Below are 16,753 nucleotides of genomic sequence, written 5' to 3' on the forward strand. Positions count from 1 at the left end.
TACTACTATTATAATAGAGAGAGTTAAAACGGGAGAGAATTAACAAGGAATTTATGGCAGTAATACAGAGTGCTTTACATAATGAATTGCTTCCGATCCGTATCGGCATCGATGTCGGCTCGACGACCGTAAAAATCGCCGTACTCGACGACGACGATACGCTCATATACAGCGACTACGAGCGCCACCGTGCCGATATCCGCAGTACGATCATATCCGTCGTAAACAAAGCTCTCGACTTCCTCGAAAAAAATATCGCGGGAGGAGCGGAACGGGCGGTTACCGTCAAAGTGACCGGTTCGGGAGGATTGTCCGTGTCGCAGTGGCTTTCCGTTCCGTTTATTCAGGAAGTCATCGCGGCGACGACTGCCGTCAAAACGATCATTCCGCTCACCGATGTCGTCATCGAACTCGGCGGCGAAGATGCGAAGATTACGTATTTTAAAGGCGGCGTGGAGCAGCGCATGAACGGTACGTGTGCGGGCGGTACCGGAGCCTTTATCGATCAGATGGCCGCTCTCCTTGAAACGGACGCCGACGGTCTCAATACGCTTGCAAAAGACGCGCACACGATTTACCCGATTGCCGCGCGTTGCGGCGTTTTTGCGAAAACCGACGTGCAGCCGCTCATCAACGAAGGCGCCCGCCGCGAAGATATCGCCGCATCCATTTTTCAAGCCGTCGTCAACCAAACGATTTCCGGTCTTGCCTGCGGAAAGCCCATACGCGGTCACGTCGCGTTTTTAGGCGGACCGCTCCACTTTATGGATCAGCTGCGTGAACGCTTTATCGTTACGCTGAAATTAAAAGACGACGAAATCATCGTCCCGGAAAATTCCCAGCTTTTCGTCGCGCAGGGCTGCGCGTATTCGGCCGACCGCCGCTACTCCGGCATGCCGGATTTTGCTTTTCCGACGGTCGCCGATTTCAGAAGCAGCCTTTCGAATCTCGTCGGCGCGGAACTCAGCGAAGTGCAGCGCTTGGAGCCGCTGTTTAAAAGCCAAAGCGATCTCGACGAATTTGTCAATCGGCATGCAGAAGAAAAAGCGAAGCGCGGCGATTTGGATTCCGTCAAAGGCCCCGTCTTTCTCGGCCTCGATGCGGGTTCCACGACGACGAAAGCCGTGCTCATCGATCAGGAAGGAAGAATCCTGTGGGATTTTTATGCGGCGAATGCGGGCAATCCCGTAGACCTTGCCGTCAAAGTTTTAAAAGGCTTGTATGCGCGGCTTCCGAAAGACGTGTACATCGCGCGCGCGGTTTCGACCGGCTACGGAGAAGCGCTCTTTCAAGCGGCGCTCAACGTCGATGCGGGCGAAGTAGAAACGATAACGCATTTCCGCGCGGCGGACTTTTTCGTGCCGGGCGTCGAATTTTTACTCGATATCGGCGGGCAGGATATGAAATGCCTTCGTATGAAAGACGGCGCCATCGTTTCCATTCAATTGAACGAAGCCTGCTCTTCCGGCTGCGGCAGCTTTCTCGACAACTTTGCGCGCACGATGGGTATGGATGTGCGCGAGTTCAGCAAAAGGGCGCTGCTCGCCGAAAAGCCCGTCGACTTGGGAAGCCGGTGTACCGTATTTATGAACAGCCGCGTCAAGCAGGCGCAAAAAGAAGGCGCATCCGTCGCCGACATCTCCGCGGGTCTTTCGTATTCGGTTATTAAAAACGCGCTTTTCAAAGTTATTAAATTGCGCAAAGCGAGCGACATCGGCACGAAAGTCGTCGTACAGGGCGGTACGTTCAACAACGATGCCGTGCTGCGCGCGTTCGAAAATATTTCGGGCGTGCACGTATTCCGTCCCGACGTTGCAGGCCTCATGGGAGCCTACGGTTCGGCGCTCATCGCCTACGATCAGTGGCTCGATCTTTCGGCTCCGAAGCCCGAAGAAGGACCGGGCGCTCCTCGGCATGAAGTCCGTTCGGGCATCGCCACGCTTTCGGATCTCGAGTCGTTCAGCGTCAAGCTCGATCTCCGCCGCTGCGGCAAATGCCAGAACAACTGTCTTTTGACGATCAACACGTTCAGCACCGGCGGCTTCGAGCGGAAGTTCGTAACGGGCAACCGCTGCGAGCGGGGAGCGGAACTCGACGGCAATGTCCTCGATGCGAGCAATAAAAAAGCGACGAATATCGAAGCGGGAAAAGAAGGGAAGCTTCCGAATATGTTCGCATGGAAATACGCGCGGCTTTTTAACAATTACGTTCCGCTCCGTGCCGAAGATGCGCCGATGGGAGAAGTCGGCATCCCGCGCGTACTCAATATGTACGAAAATTATCCGCTGTGGTTTACGTTTTTCACTTCGCTCGGTTTTCGCGTGCGCCTTTCTTCCCGGTCGTCGCGCACGGTTTACGAAAAAGGGCTTGAAACGATTCCGTCGGAGTCGGTGTGCTATCCGGGAAAGATTTCTCACGGACACGTCGAAAGCCTTTTGCAGCAGGGTATAAAATTTATTTTCTATCCCTGCGCGCCCTACGAACTGCAGGAAGATTCGACTGCGGGCAATCACTATAATTGTCCCATCGTTACAAGCTATCCCGAAGTGCTGCGGAATAATATCGATTCGCTGAGGCAGGACGCTTCCATTTTGTACATGGATCCGTTTTTGCCGATTTACGATAAAGACCGTCTGGCCGTGCGCTTGGCCGAAGAGCTTATCCCGCACTTTCCGGAATTGACGAAAGAGCGCATTTCGCGCGCGGTCGACGAAGCGTGGAAAGAAGAGGAAAAGTTTCGGCGCGATACGGAAGAGAAGGGTATCGAAGCGATCGAAGAGATGATCAGGCGCGGCGCAAACGGCATCGTGCTTGCAGGTCGTCCGTATCATCTCGATCCCGAAATCAACCACGGTATTCCCGAACTCATAAACGATTTGGGACTTGCGGTATTTACCGAAGACAGCGTCGCACATTTGGGCAGCATCGAGCGGCCGCTGCGCATCATCGATCAGTGGACGTATCACAATCGATTATACCGCGCGGCGTCCTTTGTCGCCGGCATGCCGAACATCGAACTCGTGCAGTTGACGAGTTTCGGCTGCGGACTGGACGCGGTTACGGCCGATCAGGTCGACGAAATCATGCGCGCAAAGGGACGCATGTATACGCTTATTAAAATCGATGAAGGCTCGAACTTGGGCGCGGTGCGCATACGCATACGCTCTCTCATCGCCGCGGTAAAAGAGCGCGAGAGACGTCATCAAAAGCCCGTCGTAAAGAGCGCCTCGTATCAAAAGCAGGTGTTTACGAAAGAGATGAAGTATACGCATACGATCATCGCGCCGCAGATGTCGCCGATCCACTTCCGTCTCTTTCAAAAAGCCTTCGAATATTCCGGTTATAAATTCGTCGTACTCGATGCGGTCGATCCGCGCGCCGTCGATATCGGTTTGAGATTCGTCAACAACGACGCGTGTTATCCGTCGATCCTCGTCACGGGGCAAATGATCGCCGCCCTCGAATCGGGCAAGTACGATTTGAATCATACGTCCCTCATCATTTCGCAGACGGGAGGCGGCTGCCGCGCGACGAACTACATCGGCTTTATCAGGCGCGCTCTGAACGACGCGGGCTGGGGACATATCCCCGTGCTGTCGCTGAACGCGAACGGTCTCGAACAAAATCCGGGATTTAAAGTGACGCTCGCACTCCTCGAACGGCTCATCATGAGTTCGATGATAGGAGACGTGCTCATGCGCGTTTTGTACCGCACGCGCCCCTACGAAAAAGTGCAGGGGTCGGCGAACGCGCTTTACGAAAAATGGAACGGCAGGGCGGAAATTCAGCTGCGCTCTCTTTCGATCCGCGGTTTTCACAAACTTGTCAAAAACATCATCGACGATTTCGATGCGCTGCCGCTTTTGCCGATCAAAAAACCGCGCATCGGTATAGTCGGAGAGATCCTCGTCAAATTCCATCCGACGGCGAACAATCAGATCGTCGATACGATCGAGCGCGAAGGCGCGGAAGCGGTTATGCCCGACATGGTGAACTTTTTCCTGTATACGTTTTCGACCGGCATTTTCCGCCACGAAAAACTCGCGTTCCCGAAAAAGACCGAAACGATTGCGCGCCTTCTCGTGTGGTTTATGGAATCGTTCAGAAAGCCGATCGAAAAGTACCTCCGCAAAAGCCGCCGCTTCGACGCACCCGAAACGATATACGAGCAGATGAAAAGCGTCGACGATATCGTGCAGCTCGGAAACATCACGGGTGAAGGCTGGTTTCTCACGGCGGAGATGGTCGAACTCATCAAAACGGGAGTGCCGAGTATCGCATGCGTGCAGCCCTTTGCGTGTCTTCCGAATCACGTTACCGGAAAGGGCATGATAAAAGAGCTCCGCCGTCGCTTTCCCGGCGCAAATATCAGCGCGATCGATTACGATCCGGGTTCGAGCGAAGTCAATCAGCTCAACCGCTTAAAGCTTTTGTTGTCGAATGCGCCGATCGGAAAGCATCCCGACGAAAACGAAGAGGGCATGATCGTGATGAGCGACGGCTCCCTCGTAAAACCGGAAATACGTTTTGCCGAGGGGGCCGTAAGCTTTACCGATTTCGAACCCGTTGCGGCGGGAAACCGTCCTCCGGTGCTCGCGCCGGTGAACACTTGAGACTGTAGGGGAGGAAGCCGATGCGCAGCGCTGCCGGAAAATTAATAATTTTACTTTTTTTCGTGTGCGGAGCGGCGAATATGCTTTTCGCCGGGGGCCTCGTCCCCGATTCGTCCGACATACGCAAAGAGCTGCGCGAAACGTGGTTTGAAGCCCCTCTTTCGTTCGTCAGAGAAAACCGTACCGAAGTGCGCACGGCAAAAGACGGAAACCTCTTTCAAATTCGCCTCGAAGAAACCGATACGACTTTTTCCGTCGTAGTCGCTCCCCGCACGGAAATGCCGGTCGACGTATATTCCGAAAGCGGCAAAACGACGGCGGTACAGGACGTCTATTCCGCTTCGTCGCCGGGGAGCTGGATCCTCGTCCGGAATAAGCGTTCGGGAAATCCTATTTGCGTGCGCTATTATTTTGCCCCCGACAGCGGCGTATACGTCCAATTTTCTCCGCTCGGAAAAAGCGCATACGGAGACTTTGTCGTATTCGGAAGTTATTGCGCGCGTCAAGTTCCGACCGGTCTTCCTTTCGAGCGCTTTTATGCGATGTCGTTTTCCGATGTCGCAGCTCTCACGAAAAATACGCTTCCGTGGCGCTATAGCGTCCGGCGGGAAGGCGCATACGATACGACCCTTTCGATGATACGGATCATCCGTTCGCGCCTTGCGAACCTCGTCTATGCCGACGACGCGATGTACGACGAAAACGGAAATCCCGTGTCGATTTTAACCGGTGCGCCCCGCCGCATGCACGCCGAAGATGCGGGCAAAATGTCGCTTTCTTCCGCCGGATTCGTCAAATGGATCGCCGACGGCATCGTCTATCCGATGACGAAAGGAGGACTCAAGCGGCTGCCTCTCCTCGAACACACCGTCAACTACGATCCCGTAGGTTTTCAAGGCGTCCTTTCGGAAAAATACAATATATCCTTTGCGCTCGACTGGACGCGCAATCTGGCATCCGCCGTGTTTTCCGTCGCGACCGGCAAAACCTACCGATATCCCGAATCGGGTGTCGATATGACCGAAGATCCGTTTGCCGCAGAGATGACGGCGGACGGCGTAAAAAATACCGTCGGGTACGTTAAAGATTCAGGCTATCCCGCATCTTCTCTCGCTTCTCTTTTGTACGTCTTTGCGTCCGAATATCCCGGCGAATGCTACCTTGCGGCGATTCGCGAAACCGACCGCAAAAGAATTCCCGAAGTGCACACGTTCAATCAATGCGCGATTTTCTTTCCGTATTTCGACGACGCCGGAAAATTTCAGTGTGTCGTATTCCGAAACAATGCCGAAGCGACGCTCGCAGAATTCTCGCGCACGTTTCAAGGTGATTTTATACATCTCGTGCGCGTGCGCACGACCGCGACTTTCAACCCGCAGTAAAACCGCTTTCGGATACTCTCGCAGCGGCGTTTTAATCAACTTGACACTGGCTTTTATAAAGCGTAAAATTATCCCCGTAAAATGATTTTATTAACAAGGGGTTATTAGTATGATTAAAGTCGGTATCAACGGTTTCGGTCGCATCGGACGCATGGTATTCCGCGCTGCGGTTTCAAACTTTAACGACATTCAGATTGTCGGCATCAACGATTTGCTCGCTTTCAATAAAGCCGATCCTTCGAAAATGCTGATCGATTATCTGGCATATCTGCTCAAATACGATTCGGTTCACGGTCGCTTTGAAGGCAAAGTCGAATTCGACGATCAGCACCTTATCGTAAACGGCAACAAAATCCGCGTCTTTGCGGAAAAAGATCCGGCGAATATCAAATGGGGCGAATGCGGTACCGATGTCGTCGTCGAATCGACGGGCTTTTTCCTGACAAAGGAAGCGTGCGAAGCGCACATCAAAGGCGGCGCGAAAAAAGTCGTCATGTCGGCTCCTTCAAAGGACGACACGCCGATGTTCGTTTACGGCGTCAACGACACGACCTATGCGGGACAGACGATCATTTCGAACGCGTCCTGCACGACGAACTGCCTCGCTCCTCTTGCAAAAGCGATCCACGATGAGTACGGTATTAAACGCGGTCTTATGACGACGGTGCACGCATCGACGGGTACGCAGCTTACGGTCGACGGTCCGTCAAAGGGCGGAAAGGACTGGAGAGGCGGACGCGCCGTATACAACAACATCATTCCGTCGACGACGGGTGCTGCGAAAGCGGTCGGCAAAGTTATCCCCGCGCTCAACGGTAAGCTCACCGGTATTTCGATGCGCATTCCGTCTCCCGACGTATCGGTCGTCGATCTTACCTGCCAGCTTGAAAAGGCTGCGGGCAAAGACAAAGACGAAGCGTACAAAAATATCTGCGAAACGATGAAAAAAGCCGCGAACGGCGCGCTCAAAGGTATCGTCGCGTATACCGAAGATCAGGTTGTTTCGACCGACTTCACGGGCGACAGCCATACGTCTATCTTCGATGCGAACGCGGGTCTCGCGCTTGAAAATGATTTCGTAAAATTGATCGCTTGGTACGACAACGAATGGGGCTACTCGAACAAGCTTTGCGAAATGATCCGCGTGATCAGCAAGTAAGTATTTTGCACGGTCGTACGCACTTGCTTCGACCGTGGGTACGACAACGAATGGGGCTACTCGAACAAGCTTTGCGAAATGATCCGCGTAATCAGCAAGTAAGAGTTTCGCCTCGTCGCTCGGATTATTTTTAATAATTATTAATCGAAAAACGGTCGGCGTGTGATGCACGTCGGCCGGTTTTTTTATGCGCACTTCCGATCTTTTTCATTTATTCTTGCGGAGCGTTCAATTCCCGATGCTTTGCGGCGAGCTTGTTTATGTCGATACCGCCGATTTTCCGTGCAGCTTTTTTTGAATCCGCTCTTGTACGCCTGATGCCGGAGAGAGCGTCGTCATCGAAAAATAATGTCGTTTTTTTTCAAAGACGAACGACGCGTCGATGCGGTGTTTTACATCGGTAAAAAGTACGGAATACCATTTTTTCGGAGGCAGTTCCGTTTCGAGCGCTTCGATCCGGCCGAGGTCGATGAGCTGCTCGGTAGGTTTTTTCCCGTGCGTCATTTGCCGAAACATCAGCGACATAAAATTTTCGGAAGGGGAAACGTAAAAATACAGTCCTCGTACGCCGAATACGAGAAGTCCCCACAGCTCTGTACGCGAAGTGGTGAGCGAGAGCGCGGCATATGTTTTTTTATCCGCATTGATGCACACGAATTCCACTTCTTCGACGGCATCGCCCGTCTTTTCTTCGAGTTCGATAAAAAATTGTTTTCGTTCGTCGTTCATATAAAAATACTATAGCAGATACTGAAAAAAAATTACATATCTGCTATACTGTTCGCTATGAAGGAAAAGAAAAAATTGCCGTTCATTGTGCGGCTTTTCAAAGGGATTTTGATTTTTCTGTGCGTCATCATCGTCTCCCTCTTCGGATGGATCGGCTTTTCCGTTCTCGACAGAATGTCGCCGCTCGACGTGATTCCGTCCGATTATTCTGTGTTCGTGCACACCGATTCTCTGTGGGATGCCGCTTCTCCTATAGTCGATTTGAAAGCTGCAGATGTGCTGCTTGCCGATCCGCTGCTTTCGAATTATCGCGCTCCGTTTATGGAGTTCCGTTCATCGGCTCTGCGAGACAATAAATACGTGCGCTTTGCCGCTTCCCGAAGCGTATATGCGGCGTTTTATGCGGCAAAGGGAACTTCGTCGTATATCGCACTTATCGATATGAGCTTTCTTTCCGCGTTGACGCGCCTCGCACCTCTTGTCGCACCGCATTTGGATATTAATAATTTTGAATACGTAAAGGATTCCGATTTTCCGTATTTCAAATACGCTGCCGGAAAAAATGCGGCGTATTATATCGCCCAAAAGCGTAATCTCCTCATTGCATCGGATTCGCTTGCTTTGCTTTCCCGCGCGATTTTAGACGATAACGCTCACGCGTACCGAAAAGAAGAAAAGGCGGTTTTGCTTCAGAAAGGTGGCGAGCCGATACGCATCGTGGCAAACGGAAAGCGGCTTGTCGAACAGTTTACCGCAGGAAACGATGTCGCCGAAGCCGTCTCGTCGCTGCTCGATGAAACGGCTCTCAGTGTCGTTTCTTTCGGTATCTCCGATGCGGATATCACGGTCAAAGCGGAATTTCCGTTTGCGATTTCGGATGCAAGCGCATCTCCGCTTGCGCCTCTTTTAATAAAAAATTCGAAAATGCCCGCGCTCCTTTCCCAGCTCGGAGAGAGCGTGCAGTACTATACGCTGCTCAACGCGGGGCAGTTCAGCGAATTGAAAGATGCGCTCTTTCCGCTTTTGCAAAAGACGAGCGACATCGAACGCACATGGCAGAAGGCGAACGCGTGGTGCAAGCGGCTTTTTTCGGTTTCCCTCGACGATATCGTTTTTTCATGGACGGGAAGCGAGTGCGCCGTGCTCGGTATCGAAGGCAACAGCGATCCCGTTTTTGCGCTGCAGATACGCGATGCACGTCAAAGAGAAAAAATATTCGATTCCATATTTTCATCGTTTGCGATCGAAAACAATACGAATTTGATAATCGGTGGCGTGCGCCTTCCCCGTATCGATATGCCGCCGCTGCTTCGCGAACTGCTTTCGTCCTTCGGCATCGATCTGCCGCGTCCGTATTATTTCGTGCAGGGGGATTATATTTATTTTTCCGAGTCGCCGCAAAACCTTTCGACCGTGTACAACGATTTGAAAGAGCGCAAAATGCTCGCACGGAACGAAAATTGGAAAACGGTGTCGGGCAATCAGTCGGCGGAAGCGACGGTGAGCGTGTATTACGATCTGAAACGCAGTGTTCCGTTTTTTATCCGAAACGGTACGCTGCTTGCCGATGTGCTCAAATTGTACACGGTCGGCCGCTGCGATTTCCGTTTAAAGAATTCGGTGCTCACCTGTCAGCTGCATGCAGTCGCTTCTTCTTCGTCCGATATGCGCCTCGTTCCGGGTTTTCCGATCGCGCTCGAAGGTACGACCGACTTTTTGCTGCACGCCGAAGCGGGTAAAAATCCCGGTGCGGTGTTTTGGCTTGAAAGCGGAAAAAAGATACGCTCTCTCGAACTTTCCTCCATGAAGCGGACGGAGCTCGGTTTTACGGAAAGTATGTCGATCGTTTCGGCTGCGGAAAAGTGCAGGGAAGGAGGAGTCCTCTGGGCCGTCGGTGCGAACGGTGCGGTACATTTGCTGAACCGAGCTCTTGAAAACGTCGGAAACTTTCCGATCCTCACCGGCGCCGTTCCGTCCGCGCGTCCTGCGGCATTCGGCAAAACGCTTTTGATTCCGTCGCGGGGATCGGTCATCCTCGTCGTAAAAGACGACGGTACCTACGACGAAGTGCAATTTCCTGATGACGGCGAAATTCTTTCCGCGCCTTCTCTTTCGGGCGATACGGCTGCGGTATACGAAAAGTCGTTCGAGGGTTCCGTCTATCTTATGAAAAATCAAAAAATTATTAATTTTTCAGAACCGATGGAAATAGACGGCATAGGCTTCGATTCGCCCGCGCTGCTTGAGACGGGCGGTGTTCTCTATACGGCGTTTATAACGCAATCGGGCAAGTTTTACCTTTTCAAAGACGGTAAACTCGAAGACGGATTTCCGATAGAGACGAACGGCGTGTTTTATACAAACGCCGTCGCGTGCGGCTCTTTTTTCTTCGCACTTTCGGAGGATGCGGAAGTGTATCGCTTTGCACTTGACGGTACCTTTACGACGGTAAAGATTCCCGGAGCATCGTCTGCGCGGCAAGGACGCATCGCTTCCGTGCGTTCTTCTTCGGGAGATGCCGTGTACGCGTGCGCCGACGAAAACGTGCTCTACGGTTTTATGCAGTCGCTCGAACTCGTACCCGGATTTCCCGTCGCGGGTAGGGGAGTACCCGTCATAGCGGATGTCAACGGCGATAAAAAAGACGAATGTATTGTCCTTTCGTTCGATAAAAACTTATATGCATGGGATATACGATGAAAAAATTATTAATTGTTATTTTTGCGGCGTTTTCGTTTGTGTTCGTTTCCTGTATGACGTTTCAAAAAGACGTATTCGTCTCTTCGGATGAAACTTCTGACGGCTCTTTTTCGCTTTCGATGCAGTCACGCCTTGCGCCGCTCGATGCCGCTTTTTCAGGCGGCGACGATGCCGCGAATTCCGCAGCCGAAAGGACATATATCATCTCGGAGATACAAAAGCGGCTTGCAGTTCCCGAACTTGAAAAACGCACGGCTTCCCGTCTCTATGCGCTTTTAGGACGCGCGTATTTTATCGGCGGAAATTCGAGCGAAGCGAAAAAATGTTATGAACAGGCAGCCCGGCGCTATGCCGACGACAGCGAAGCGATCGTGCTCGGTCATCGTTTGGGAATTGTTAATTTAAAAGAAGCGCTTTCGCTTCGGAGCGGAGACGGAGTCCTCGTGCTCGAATCCGCCCTCGGTGCATACAAGGCGGGAAAGTACGATGAAGCGGCAGGCCTCTTCGATACGGCTTTTTTGCTTCTCGCTCCTTTTTATAAAAGCGCGTACTTGCCGCTCCGCGAAAAAGCGTGGCGTCTTAAAGATGCCGTTTCCGATGACAAGGAGCTTTCGAAATTTTTGCCGCTTGAATCGCTTTCGCTTTTACAGATGATCGAAATCACGCAAGCGTCGACGCAGCTTTTGGATATCTATACCGGAGGAAAAAAGTACGGAGGCGAGAGATTGTTTGCCGTCGTGCGGGGCGCGGGTTTGTTGAAAAGCGTTTCCGGAAGTTCCGATGAGAGTCAGCTCCGCTCGGCGATGGAAGCGAGCCGTATCCTGTGCGCGCGCTTTTTGTGGAATTTACGGACGGCTGCGAGGAAAAATCAAAATCCTGTAAGATATTCCGAACGTTACCGCGGCAGAATGCTTGCAAGTCCGATCCCCGATGTGCCCGTCGATTCTCCCGATTTCGATGCGGTACTCGGCAGCGTTGAAAACGAACTTATGACGCTCCGCGACGGAATCAATTTTTATCCCGAAGGAAAAGTGTCGGGAGCGGAATTCAACGCGAGCCTTACAAAGATACGATAGCACACCGTGATCCGGCACATCGCTTAAAACGATGCTCCGGAACTGCCGGTTTTAGAAATCGGGTTAAATTTCGAGTTTTTTTTAACGCGAAATTTTCCATCCGTTTCGCTCGCCGTTCGACCAATCGATCAAATGCCGTTGTAGTGCACTCTCGTTTTTTCCTTTACGTAGGCGACGAAATCTTTCAACGCAAACGTTTTTTGTTCGAGACCGCTGTCGGCGCGGAAGCGGACCGTTACCGCACCTTCGTCTTTTTCTTTTTGTCCGACGATGAGGATGTACGGCGTTTTGTGTTCCGAGCTTATCGATTTGATTTTATTTTTCATATTGCTTTCGTCGGTGTATGCGTTTGCGCGTATACCTTCTTCGGCGAGCGCGTTCCGCACTTGTTCCGCGTAATCGTAAAAGTCGGGTCCGACGGGAACAACGGCCGCCTGTTCGAAGTGGAGCCACGCGGGAAAAGCGCCGGCATAATTTTCTATGAGGATGCCGATAAAGCGTTCGAGCGAGCCGAGCACGGCGCGGTGCAGCATAACCGGATGATGTTTTTGATTGTCCTTTCCGATGTATTCCGCGTTGAGCCGTTCGCTTGAGGGCAGCTGATAATCGAGCTGGATCGTGCCGCACTGCCATTCGCGGCCGAGCGCATCGACGAGGGTAAATTCGAGCTTCGGTCCGTAAAATGCGCCTTCTTTCGGCTGTACATCGTAATTTATTCCCGCGTCTTTGCATGCGTTTCCGAGCGCGTTTTCGGCGTGATGCCACGTCGCTTCGTCTCCGACATGATCGTCGGGCATTGTGCTGAGTTTCACGATGAGATTTTTATTAAAACCGAAATCGCCGTATACGTCGACGAGAAGTTTGCAGAACTTTGCGACTTCGCTTTCGATCTGCTCTTCGGTGCACAAAATGTGCGCATCGTCCTGCACGAAGCCTCTCACGCGCATGATGCCGTGGAGCGTTCCGCTCGGCTCGTTGCGAACGCAGTGACCGAATTCCGCAAGACGCATCGGAAGATCTTTATAGCTTCTTGTCCGTGTTTTAAATATTTCGATCGCGCCGGGGCAGTTCATCGGTTTGATTGCGAACATGCGTTTTTCGCTTTCGGTGATAAACATATTTTTTTGATAATGTCCCCAGTGTCCGCTCCGTTCCCACAGCGAGCGCGGCATGATCGCAGGCGTATTGACTTCCATGTAGCCGTCGGCTTCGAGCTTTTTGCGCATGTACTCCTGCAGCGTTATGTACATCGTCCAGCCGTTCGGATGCCAAAAAATCTGGCCGGGATCTTCGTCGTCGATGTGAAAAAGATCCATCTTTACGCCGAGTTTTCGATGATCGCGTTTGTCGGCTTCTTCGAGCATTTTGAGGTAATTTTTCAAATCGTCCGGCTTTGCAAAGCATGCCGCATATACGCGCGTGAGCATCGGCTGACTTGCGTCTCCGTGCCAATATGCGCCCGCGATTTTCATCAGCTTAAAAGCCTGCGCGTTTATCTCTTTCGTGCTCGAAACGTGCGGCCCGCGGCAGAGATCGCGAAAATCGTCCTGCTCGTAAGTGGAGATCGTTTCGTCCGCAGGAAGGTTTTGTATCAAATCGATTTTATAGGGCTCGTCTTTGAAAAGCGAAAGCGCTTCGTCTTTTGAAATCTCTTTGCGCACGAACTCGTGATTGCCCGAAAGAATCTTCCGCATCTCTTTTTCGACTGCCGGAAAATCGCTTTCCGAAAATTTGACATCTTTCGGAAAATCGAAGTCGTAGTAAAAGCCCGTATCGATCGCGGGACCTATTGCGATTTTCACGCCCGGATAGAGATGTTTGATCGCTTCCGCCATAACGTGGGAACAGCTGTGTCTTATCGTCTGTAATCGTTCGTCGTGTGCCATGTGTGTACCTGTATATCGAGAGATTGCATTGATAATAGCTCGAATGCCGAGTTTTGTAAATCACTTGGAAATTACGTGGAATGTGTGTGGAAATTACGTGGAATGTGCGTGGAATGTGCGTGGAATGTGCGTGGAATGTGCGTGGAATGTGCGTGGAATGTGCGTGGAATGTGCGTGGAATGTGCGTGTGTCCCGCCCCTGTGTTTTCACAGTGCCTTTTCGCATACCGGAAATTTTTATAAAATCTTTCGTACCGCAAAAATTATCCGGTTCATTTCGAGTTAATATTTTCAACGCTCGGCATTTGACTGTAAAAATTATCATGTCGAAAAATTATTAATTCTTTCCGACTGCCGATAAGCGAAACGCATATTTAATAAATTTTGTCGTATGAGAAACCGAAAATCCGATCGATGCTGTCCCCCCGCCGTATTCGCCGTTTTTTTGTTTGAAGGAAAAACCCGCACTGCCTGAGCTTGTAATATTTTTTTTCGAGTGCGTAAGCAAAAATTTGCACGATTCTTCCGCCGCCTTTTTTGAAAAGCTGTACGAGGTCTGAGCACCGTAGCGGAGCGTTCCTCTGCGCCGGAAAAAATCTCCTGAAATCGCATAGCGTACCGCATCGGCATCGACTTTCTGTGCGTTTGAAAATTCAATTCCTCCGGCTTCAAAGGCGAGGCGCGATGAGATATATTTATCCGAATACTGAACGCCCGCGCCGCATTTAGCGCTCGTCTGCTCGGCGTCGTTGAATGCCGTATATGTTTGCCTCATGGTTCCCGCCGCTCCGACCGTGAGAGACGGCAGGCGCGGTGAAGGGAAGCGGTGAGTATATTGCGAGGAGATGCGGAATTGACTGAGCGTATGCAGTACCGTGCCGTTCGGCGTGATGATACCGCGTCCGTCGGAGGCGAATGCCGAAGCGAGCAGCGTAAATCCTCCTGCTGTAAACACGTTTTCGCTTCTGTATGTGCAGCGCAGTTTCCCCGACGGCTGATCGTATAAGCCTGTTGTAAAAAGCGATGTAAAGTTGGGCGCCGAAAAGAGCGCTTGGAGTGCGAATGCGGAATACCGCGCCGGTTTGAAAAATGCGATTTCGGAAAACCACGACGACGCATCGTTTTTGAGAAAAAAACTTGCCCCTGTAATCGAAACGGCAGCGCTCATCATGCGCGGCAAAGCAATCCTGATGTCCGCCGATGCGGCAAGCGTTCCGTTTTCGCGGTAAAAAAAAGAAGCGCCCGATCCGGCAAAGCGCGGAGCCGCATCCGGAAGCCGGCAGTCGGCTGCAAAAGCGGGCGGTTTGTTGCCCGTAGACGACGACGGAAGAGAAGATGCGATCCCTGTTTTTGTCGGAAACGATTTTACAAAGGGGGATGCGGAAAAGGACGGGGCAGGAGCAGCGAGACGCGAAAAACTTCCGCTTAAGGATAGGGTACCCGCTTTCAGCGTCAGCGGAACACCCGACACACGGTCGAAAAACAGCGCCGCCCCGTATTGCGGCAGGCGAACGGAGGCTTCGCCGAAATTCGACAGCGCGATATCGGACACGGCTTCGTAAAACCACAGGTCTGCATCGCGAAATCGGGCGCGTATGCCGCAGGTCGTGTCCGCCGATGACAGGGCAAAGTCCGCGTCATCGAAGTACAAGGACGATGATGCGCTTAGATTGAGCCTCTTAAAAAGCGCTTCCGATTTTCGTTTCGCCTTCGGCTCTGAGCTTAGGCGAGACGCTTGTTCGGCTCCCGATTTTTCGGCGGCGGATAATCGATGTACCGACGAAAATGCCACAAAAACCGCGGCGATCAATATGCAGCGATAATTCATACCCTAATAATCGCCCTAAATGTTCGGTTTCGGAGTTTTTTTTAGGAGAAAATTCGACAAAATTACTGTGAGGGCGCGCTTTGCCTAAAGCTCTCATAATATCCCTATTTGTGGGACTAACATCCGTGGTTTTCGCTAGAGTGGAAAACGCTGGATGCGGGGTGTAAAAAACAGCTATACAAAATAAAAAAGTGTAGCTATTTTTACAATCGAGTTATAAATAATTCTACCACAGCTTGAAAAAGTTCATTATAAAATCAATTGTAAATCCGATAAGCATAGCAACAGAAATTATATTCAGTCGTTTACTCCATATTTTAGAACTTTTCTTCCCTGTTCGAGAAATATAAAATACAGAGTAAAGCAGTATAACTATACTTACCAAAATCATTATAACATCATATCTTGCAGTAAACATTTTTCCCTCTGCTTTTCGGTTGCCGCATCACCTACAGCTGATACAGCAGAATACATATCATACAGATGTGAGATACCTATACGTTTTCTATATTTTACTCAAATAGAATTCAAACATATATTCATATCTATTTCATATCTATTTTTACGACATAATAATTATGATTTGATTTATTAATGTAATTTTGAAAATTACATACACTTATTTCCAAAACGTATTTTAAATCATTTTCAAGAGCAAATAATTGTTTTTCTGCTATACGGCATAGGCTTTAATGCTTCCGGCTCTACGATTTTTTTCTCGGTAAAAATATTGTTTAATATTTTTAGTAAATCTTTTAGATTCTTTTTATGGATTACTTTTGAATTAAATTGTATATTCCAAGCTAAAGTTCCATTCTCTTCAAGAATTTTATAATCGCCGTAAAAATAAGGCTCTTTCCAATAATCGTCGTCTTGAATTGTTATCGAAATTTTTTTAGGGCGTGAATTAATTATACAGATGTTATCTATGTACTGTATTACCAAAAGAGCATCTTGCTTTCCTAATATAAATTCATTGATTGTTTTTACAATATCATCTTTCATAATTCAAAGCCCTTATTTATGGAATTAGATTAATATTTCTTTGTCTTCCTTGAGATATAAATAATCAATGAAGTAGGAATCAGAAGAAATATTATAATAAAAAATGCTTCTCCTATTTCTCGGTTTTTAATTCTTGAAATAAATTTCAAGAAAAAAAGCCGAAAGCTTTCAACTTTTATTGAAAAATAAAGAAAAAGAAAAATATACAAATACAGAAATATAGAAGTGATCAGAATTCTAAAAAAGACTTTATTCATATACAGATAATATTCCTCCACCTACCAAAAGAAAAAAACCGACATAATTAAATATTTTAAGATAAAAAAGGGTTGTCTTTCTCATAATCATTATGAATAATATAATCCGTTTTTCCCAA

9 protein-coding genes are annotated in these 16,753 nt (G+C 49.9%); 5 read left to right on the forward strand and 4 right to left on the reverse strand.

Annotated features, from left to right (window positions below; genetic code table 11):
- Positions 1-53 precede the first annotated feature (53 nt).
- The 3 genes from H9I36_RS01610 (at position 54) to gap (ending at position 7,154) form a co-directional block, all read left to right on the forward strand.
- On the forward strand, positions 54-4,613 hold the full coding sequence (locus H9I36_RS01610; protein ID WP_187383633.1) for a 2-hydroxyacyl-CoA dehydratase: 4,560 nt from the start codon (positions 54-56) through the stop codon (positions 4,611-4,613).
- Between the two features lie 20 nt (positions 4,614-4,633).
- Complete coding sequence (locus H9I36_RS01615) at positions 4,634-5,995, forward strand: hypothetical protein (protein WP_187383634.1); 1,362 nt, start codon at positions 4,634-4,636, stop codon at positions 5,993-5,995.
- Positions 5,996-6,107: 112 nt separating this feature from the next.
- A complete protein-coding gene (gene gap, locus H9I36_RS01620; RefSeq protein ID WP_486389535.1) occupies positions 6,108-7,154 on the forward strand; it encodes a type I glyceraldehyde-3-phosphate dehydrogenase in 1,047 nt (348 codons plus the stop codon).
- 258 nt (positions 7,155-7,412) lie between these two features.
- On the opposite strand, the gene H9I36_RS01625 is transcribed toward gap, so the two are convergent.
- On the reverse strand, positions 7,413-7,883 hold the full coding sequence (locus H9I36_RS01625) for a hypothetical protein (RefSeq protein ID WP_187383636.1): 471 nt from the start codon (positions 7,881-7,883) through the stop codon (positions 7,413-7,415).
- 57 nt (positions 7,884-7,940) lie between these two features.
- Between H9I36_RS01625 and H9I36_RS01630 the strand changes: the two genes are divergently transcribed.
- Together H9I36_RS01630 and H9I36_RS01635 are read left to right on the forward strand one after the other, a co-directional pair.
- Complete coding sequence (locus tag H9I36_RS01630; RefSeq protein WP_187383637.1) at positions 7,941-10,583, forward strand: hypothetical protein; 2,643 nt, start codon at positions 7,941-7,943, stop codon at positions 10,581-10,583.
- Entirely contained in the window at positions 10,580-11,659 is a 1,080-nt protein-coding gene (locus tag H9I36_RS01635; RefSeq protein ID WP_187383638.1) for a tetratricopeptide repeat protein, read from the forward strand. The genes H9I36_RS01630 and H9I36_RS01635 overlap by 4 nt, the downstream gene beginning before the upstream one ends.
- A gap of 128 nt (positions 11,660-11,787) precedes the next feature.
- Here H9I36_RS01635 and thrS read toward each other — a convergent pair whose 3' ends face one another.
- The 3 genes from thrS to H9I36_RS01650 all read right to left on the reverse strand — a co-directional run bounded on the left by thrS (position 11,788) and on the right by H9I36_RS01650 (position 16,377).
- Positions 11,788-13,545: a threonine--tRNA ligase gene (gene thrS, locus H9I36_RS01640; protein ID WP_187383639.1), complete on the reverse strand. Its 1,758-nt coding sequence runs from the start codon at positions 13,543-13,545 to the stop codon at positions 11,788-11,790.
- 336 nt (positions 13,546-13,881) lie between these two features.
- Positions 13,882-15,372: a hypothetical protein gene (locus H9I36_RS01645; protein ID WP_187383640.1), complete on the reverse strand. Its 1,491-nt coding sequence runs from the start codon at positions 15,370-15,372 to the stop codon at positions 13,882-13,884.
- Between the two features lie 648 nt (positions 15,373-16,020).
- Positions 16,021-16,377, reverse strand: coding sequence for a hypothetical protein (locus H9I36_RS01650; RefSeq protein WP_187383641.1), 357 nt, complete (start codon positions 16,375-16,377; stop codon positions 16,021-16,023).
- Positions 16,378-16,753 lie beyond the last annotated feature (376 nt).

It is taken from the genome of Treponema sp. Marseille-Q4130 (assembly GCF_014334325.1).
In the GTDB taxonomy this organism is placed as follows: Bacteria; Spirochaetota; Spirochaetia; order Treponematales; family Treponemataceae; genus Treponema_D.

Coding starts and splice junctions, on each gene's coding strand:
- H9I36_RS01610 (WP_187383633.1), top strand. CDS start 54: ATGGCAGTAATACAGAGTGCTTTACATAATGAATTGCTTCCGATCCGT.
- H9I36_RS01615 (WP_187383634.1), top strand. CDS start 4,634: ATGCGCAGCGCTGCCGGAAAATTAATAATTTTACTTTTTTTCGTGTGC.
- H9I36_RS01625 (WP_187383636.1), bottom strand. CDS start 7,883: ATGAACGACGAACGAAAACAATTTTTTATCGAACTCGAAGAAAAGACG.
- H9I36_RS01630 (WP_187383637.1), top strand. CDS start 7,941: ATGAAGGAAAAGAAAAAATTGCCGTTCATTGTGCGGCTTTTCAAAGGG.
- H9I36_RS01635 (WP_187383638.1), top strand. CDS start 10,580: ATGAAAAAATTATTAATTGTTATTTTTGCGGCGTTTTCGTTTGTGTTC.
- thrS (WP_187383639.1), bottom strand. CDS start 13,545: ATGGCACACGACGAACGATTACAGACGATAAGACACAGCTGTTCCCAC.
- H9I36_RS01645 (WP_187383640.1), bottom strand. CDS start 15,372: ATGAATTATCGCTGCATATTGATCGCCGCGGTTTTTGTGGCATTTTCG.
- H9I36_RS01650 (WP_187383641.1), bottom strand. CDS start 16,377: ATGAAAGATGATATTGTAAAAACAATCAATGAATTTATATTAGGAAAG.